Annotated in this window: 9 protein-coding genes; 3 read left to right on the top strand and 6 right to left on the bottom strand. The window is 64.0% G+C overall.

The features are described from left to right. Nucleotides 1-113: 113 nt before the first annotated feature. The 6 genes from CKO41_RS17805 to CKO41_RS17830 all read right to left on the bottom strand — a co-directional run bounded on the left by CKO41_RS17805 (nucleotide 114) and on the right by CKO41_RS17830 (nucleotide 3,189). A complete protein-coding gene (locus CKO41_RS17805) occupies nucleotides 114-518 on the bottom strand; it encodes a hypothetical protein (protein WP_200383235.1) in 405 nt (134 codons plus the stop codon). 644 nt (nucleotides 519-1,162) lie between these two features. Continuing rightward, a complete protein-coding gene (locus CKO41_RS17810; RefSeq protein WP_200383236.1) occupies nucleotides 1,163-1,318 on the bottom strand; it encodes a hypothetical protein in 156 nt (51 codons plus the stop codon). A gap of 88 nt (nucleotides 1,319-1,406) precedes the next feature. Then, nucleotides 1,407-1,694: a sll1863 family stress response protein gene (locus CKO41_RS17815; RefSeq protein WP_200383237.1), complete on the bottom strand. Its 288-nt coding sequence runs from the start codon at nucleotides 1,692-1,694 to the stop codon at nucleotides 1,407-1,409. 104 nt (nucleotides 1,695-1,798) lie between these two features. Then, nucleotides 1,799-1,960 carry an entericidin A/B family lipoprotein gene (locus CKO41_RS17820; RefSeq protein WP_200383238.1) on the bottom strand — a complete coding sequence of 54 codons (162 nt, stop codon included), beginning with the start codon at nucleotides 1,958-1,960 and terminating at the stop codon, nucleotides 1,799-1,801. A 46-nt stretch (nucleotides 1,961-2,006) separates the two neighbouring features. Continuing rightward, nucleotides 2,007-2,150 (bottom strand): DUF3096 domain-containing protein, encoded by a 144-nt coding sequence (locus CKO41_RS17825; protein ID WP_200383239.1) that lies wholly within the window; start codon nucleotides 2,148-2,150, stop codon nucleotides 2,007-2,009. Nucleotides 2,151-2,757: 607 nt separating this feature from the next. Continuing rightward, complete coding sequence (locus CKO41_RS17830) at nucleotides 2,758-3,189, bottom strand: CBS domain-containing protein (RefSeq protein ID WP_200383240.1); 432 nt, start codon at nucleotides 3,187-3,189, stop codon at nucleotides 2,758-2,760. Between the two features lie 464 nt (nucleotides 3,190-3,653). On the opposite strand from CKO41_RS17830, the gene CKO41_RS17835 reads away from it, so the two are divergent. From CKO41_RS17835 to CKO41_RS19220, 3 genes are all read left to right on the top strand, one after another. Beyond that, the gene (locus CKO41_RS17835; RefSeq protein ID WP_200383241.1) at nucleotides 3,654-3,896 is read left to right on the top strand and encodes a hypothetical protein; all 243 of its coding nucleotides are present in this window, start codon (nucleotides 3,654-3,656) and stop codon (nucleotides 3,894-3,896) included. Nucleotides 3,897-4,035: 139 nt separating this feature from the next. Then, a complete protein-coding gene (locus CKO41_RS17840) occupies nucleotides 4,036-4,464 on the top strand; it encodes a sodium:solute symporter family transporter (protein WP_200383242.1) in 429 nt (142 codons plus the stop codon). After that, complete coding sequence (locus CKO41_RS19220) at nucleotides 4,421-4,861, top strand: hypothetical protein (protein WP_420826494.1); 441 nt, start codon at nucleotides 4,421-4,423, stop codon at nucleotides 4,859-4,861. Before CKO41_RS17840 ends, CKO41_RS19220 begins: the two co-directional genes overlap by 44 nt. Nucleotides 4,862-5,282: the final 421 nt, after the last annotated feature.

The raw sequence follows: 5,282 nt of genomic DNA on the forward strand, positions 1-5,282 counted from the left end.
GCAGAGGCGCAAATCCAACCTTGCGCGCTATCCTCGCACACCCAATCAGATTTGTCCTGCAAACTGCTGATCCTTCCCGAGCGGCAAGTTTCCGGTCCATCCGGGGTGGGGGGCTAAACGGTTACCGCGACGGTCTCCATGATGGCCTGACGCTCGAACTCACCGACACCGCCGCTGAGCCAACGCACGCCGTCATAGGTCCCCAGGGTGACATTCTCCAGAGCGCGCGTTTCGGTCAACGAAGGCGTCGACTCCTGCGCAATTGCGATCGCGGTGAGCACGTCAGCATGAGGCCCCAGGCTAAGCTTCTCTTCCGCATCAACTTTTCTCTCCGACTGTGATTGGCGGGCGGTGAACGTTGCCGAAACCAGCTGGAGCGACGCCTCGATCGCTTGATCCGCGAGACGGCTCCGGTTAGGTACGAGACCAAGCAGGACCTGTTTAGGTACGAGACCAAGCAGGACCTGTACCCTTTGAGGGCTGCCGGCGCGAACAAGCGGCGTGGCATAGAGAGGCATCCCGACGAATGCCCAAGAAATGGCCAGCGCACGCGGGTAATGCGCCGGCAGTAACGCTGCAAAAGGGTGCAGTGACGCATGAGCCCCAACAAGCCACGGTGAAGCTTCTTGCAGTCCTCGCGGACTCCCGGAGATTACCGGCCTTTAGGTCGGCAGCCGAAGTCGGCAGCTCCCAAAGAAGCCACGAAGGCCATGACAGACGCAGCCGGTTCCGCATCGTCGATAGGCCTTGGGAAGCTGATTAGTGGCTGCAGGCGACGAATCGACTCTGCCAATTGCGCGCCTCCGCTGGCAGCGGCGAATCTTGCGAGCCTCCGAGAGACGCTGCGCCCGATTAGTCGGCGTCGAGGGGATTTTCCCCGATGGCGGTGCGAATGGCCCTCTCGAAGGCCGGCCCGCCAGATCGCCGCTAAGCCGCCATGGCAGGCCGGCATGACCCCGCGGGTAGAGCGGATCGTGCGCCCACGTGACAAGCGTCTTGCGCGGAGGCGAGGGTATCGATGAGGTTACACGCGTGGCGAGCGGCCATTGCACTGTGCGACGGGGAACACCTTGTCCGTGTCGCTCAGCTCAGCCTCGGGCGCTCTTTCCCGGCGACGGCGATCGCAAACGCGCCGCGGCTGATCCGCACCAAGGCCTTGCCGCTACTCGGCGTCGAGGCGGATCGTCACCCCGCCGGTGCGCCCGCGCGGCACCTCACCCTCCACACCCTCCACACCCTCCACACCCTCGACACCCTCGACACCCTCGACACCCTCGACCTGCACAGTGCCGCTCTCGGGGTCAGGGTCAATCCGCATCGAGCGTGTCGCACCGCTCTGCCGCCAACCAGCCAGCAACTTCCAGCGCTGGCCGGTACGCGCATCGCCGGGTGCTGACGGCCTAGGGTTATCGGAACTTCGACTTGGCGGCGTTCACCGCCTCACCCAAATCGTTCCAGGCCTTCTCGGCCCCAGTCTTCAATTGCTCCCACGCCCCCTCGCCCGCTTCCTGCAGCTCGGCGAGTTTTTGTTTGGCTTCGTCCTGCTTGCTTTGCAGCGCATCGATCTGCTGGTTGTACTCGATCTGGGAATCGGCTGCCGCACCCTTGGCCTTGGCCCGCAGCTTATCGATCTCGGCCTGCCACTCTTCGAGCTTGGCTTGAAGCTGCTGCTGATATGCTTCTTTATTCGTCATCTCGTCTTACCTCCATTGAATTACGTGTGCGAATCGAGCACTGTTGGCGGAAGTCGCTTCGCCCCCGTACAGGCTCACCAACACGGCGTGCAGGAAGCATGCCTTCAATAGCGCTTCTCCTCCTCGGCCGCTTCCTCGATGCCAGACCCGGCCGCCTCGAGGTCTTTGCCCACGCCGGAGATGGTGTTGCAGGCGGCAAGGCCCGCGACAAGGGTCATCGACAGCAGGAATAGGAAGATGAGAGGGATCTGTTGCCTTGCTTGCATGGCAGCGGTCTCCTGATAACTCGAGTTGGGCTAATGGAGCTTGCAACTAAACGCCATACGCGCCGAGCAGACCAAGGACGCCGACGACGATCAGGTAGATCGCGACGACGTAGTTCAACAACGAAGGACGCACTAAGATCAGGATCCCGGCGATCAGGGCCACTAAGGGTTGGAGCACTGGGTGCAGCATAGAGGTCTCCTGAAGGATCACCCGGTCTCGGGCGATCGAGGTGGGGATGCACACTCGTTTCGAAGACCCCTTCCGCCGCAATCCCCATTCCATGTTCTGCAAGGGCCAAGTTGGCAGGGGCCCGCCCGCGGCCGACGTGCGCATCTAGTCTTCGGCCCTACGACCTCGGGAAGCGATCGCGGAAGCCGAACGGCGGCGCCGCCCTCTCACGCATCGACTTCGCAACGCGGAGGTCGACCGACTGCACGCCGACCGCCACCGCAGCTGTGGTGCATTTCAACCCAAAGGCGGCAGTTGGACGGTGCCCGAGGTGCGCCGCACGCGACGGGCATCAGGTATCGTAGCGGCCTTCACCGAGCGGGCGAGCAGGGCCCACGCAAAGCCTCTTCGCGATTTCAACGATTTGGATCCATGATGAAGCGGACAACGGCCGTCTTTGGTTCAACCCCTTGTAGCTCTTTGCCACCCAATCCGGAACTACTAGGCCCCGCGAGGCCTACCACAGCACGTGGCGATCCCAGTTCTCAGTCCTCTGATTGGACACGTGGAGCCGCATCGGCCAAACGCGGTACGAAGCACCAAAGACGGCCTCGAGTTGGGACTCACCTTAGGGCTCGCCGCGCACGCGGCGGCTGTATTCCGGCTCGGGGCCGGCAGCGCCCTGAGGGCTGCAAAGCGCGTCCATCAGTTGAAAGACGTCGATCACGCCGAGGACTTGGCCGCTAGGGTCGATGACCAAGATGGCCGGCTGCCGGTGTGCACACATCAGGGCCTGCACCTCCTCCAGGCTCGCCGCGCTGGCGCAACAGACCGGGTCAGAGCGGACCGCGGGTCGGATCGTCCGTAGCGAGGGCTGCGGCGAATTGGCCAGGCGATAGACTAGGTCATGAACCGAGAGCGACCCGGTCAAGCGACCCCGTTCATCGAGAACCGGCGCGACCAAACACTTCGCCTGGTGCATTTGAGCCGCTGCCTCGCGCAGCGAAACATCTGGCTGAAGCTTGGGCACATCGGCGCGCATAGCTTGTACTAGCGTCATGGGATCCTCGTACTGGCGCGACCCGCGCCGGCTTTCTGTGTCGTGAGTGTCCATCAGAGCTAAGGCAAGTGGAGTGCCACCGCACCGGCGATACGAATCTTGACCCGCTTCGGCATACCCAAGCGCTGGCCCGCCATGCGCCAGGGACAGCGTGTACGGCGCGCGCCGTAATCATTTTGGTCCATGGTCAACATCCGAATCCGAGATCGCCGCGATCGACATCGCCATCTTGGGGACCTACGTGCTTGGCACCCGGATCGTCCTGGGCAGTTGGTTCGCCGCCCGGACCCGCGAAGGCGGCGCCGAAGACGACTCCTTGGCTGGGCGGCGCATGGCCTGGCCCATCCATTGGGCTATCCTCCTAATGTCGCCAACATGAGTGGCAGGACCCTCATCGGCTTGCACGGCAGCAGATGCCACGAGGGCATCGCGGTCCATAACTACGAGTGGCCGCCGGACTGGTCATGCAGGCGCTGTCTCCGGGCGTCCCGCCGTGGCTGACCATCGCCGTGGCCGCATTGGTCGCCGACGCCTCCATCTGCTCCAACGGGCTGGGTGCCATGGCGCTCAACGATGCGATCCAAGCAACGTTGATCATCCTCGGCGGCGGACTGCTCGCCCGGCTCACCTTCGAGGAAGCTGGCCCTTGGGAGGCGGTGCGTGCGACGAGGTCCTGCACCGGATCCGCATGGCTGACGACCCGGTGATGCCCTAGCCGGGCCTCCTGACCGGCGTTCTGATCGTCAGCTTCTATTATTTCTGGTGCACGAATCAGTTCGTCATCCAGCGCGCCTGGGGGTGCGCTCGCTGGCCGACGGGCGCCGTAGGGCGCCCCTCGCCGCGCTGTTGAAGCTGCCGAATCTGCTCTCGCTGATTGTCCCCAGGGTGATGGCGACGGCCCTCCTTCCGGACCTCGAAAATCCCGACACGGTCATTCCTAAGCTGGTCTTAGACCTGCTCCCGGTCGGGCTGCGGGGCCTGATGCTGGCGGCCCTGGCCGCGGCTATCTTTTCGAGCCTCGCGGCCATCCCAAACTCGGCCGCCACCCTCTTCACGATGGATCTGGCGAACGCCGCCAAGCCCGGGATGGACGACCACGCGCTGGTCTGGACGGTGCGCCTGGCCAGGCTCGGCTTCATCGCGCTGCCCGGCCGTCTGGGCGCCCCGGAGCGCGAGCTTTCCGGCCCTCTGGCGACACCTGCAATCGATTCTGGCCTACATGACGCCGCCGATGGTGACGGTCTTCCTGCTTGGTCTCTTCTGGCAACGGGGTAATCTCGCGGGGGCGTTGGCAACGCTCGCCCTCGGTAGCCCCACCGGCGTGCTCGCCTGGATCGCGACCGAGATCCGCGGTTGCCTCGCGATCCAACTATCTCCACGCGGGCGCGGTGCTGTTCGCAGCCAGCGTGCTGCTATTGGCTGCCGTCAGCCTGGCCACGGTACCGCCAGGGGCCAGGAAGGTCCGGCGCTACACCTCGGCGGCGAGCGCCGGGCGCGCGACCGGTCAACGAGAGGAAACCCCGAGGCTGGTGCCGCGAGGACCTTTGCCTGTCGCTCGCCCTGGCTGTGCTCACCGCGGTCATGGTGTTCTGGTGGTCGCAAGGGGGGTCAACGAATGACTATTGCCTGGAAAGACCAGCCAGCGAGAACCGGCAAGCCTCTGTTTAAATGAGCGTTTTATATCCTCGACGCCTTCACCCGACCGACGCGCTCCAACCATCCGTGCCCGATCGCCAGCCGCCAGAATGCGATAGGCTGATGGCCAGAGGCTGGAAGCTGGCCGCTCCTGCTGAGATCTCCTCTAGTGATATCCGGCCGGCGTGGGTGACAATCCCCGCTGCGACACGCAATCAGCAGGCCGTCCTGCACCTCGATACTGGGGTGCTCCCGACCGCCCTAGTAGTACGTCCTAGCAAAGAATTTACAATTAGAGCGATACTCACCATGTTTGCGCAGTCCACTACTTGGGAGGCAACCATGGCGAGGAAAACGGCTCGTGCGGCGCTGAACTTGTCCGATGAGCAGCGCCGCTCGTTGACGGAGCTGGCGCGCTCGCGCACCGCTGCGGTGCGCGAAGTCGAGCGCGCGCGCAT

Origin of the sequence: Thiococcus pfennigii (assembly GCF_016583835.1) — a bacterium.
Classification (GTDB): Bacteria; Pseudomonadota; Gammaproteobacteria; order Chromatiales; family Chromatiaceae; genus Thiococcus; species Thiococcus pfennigii.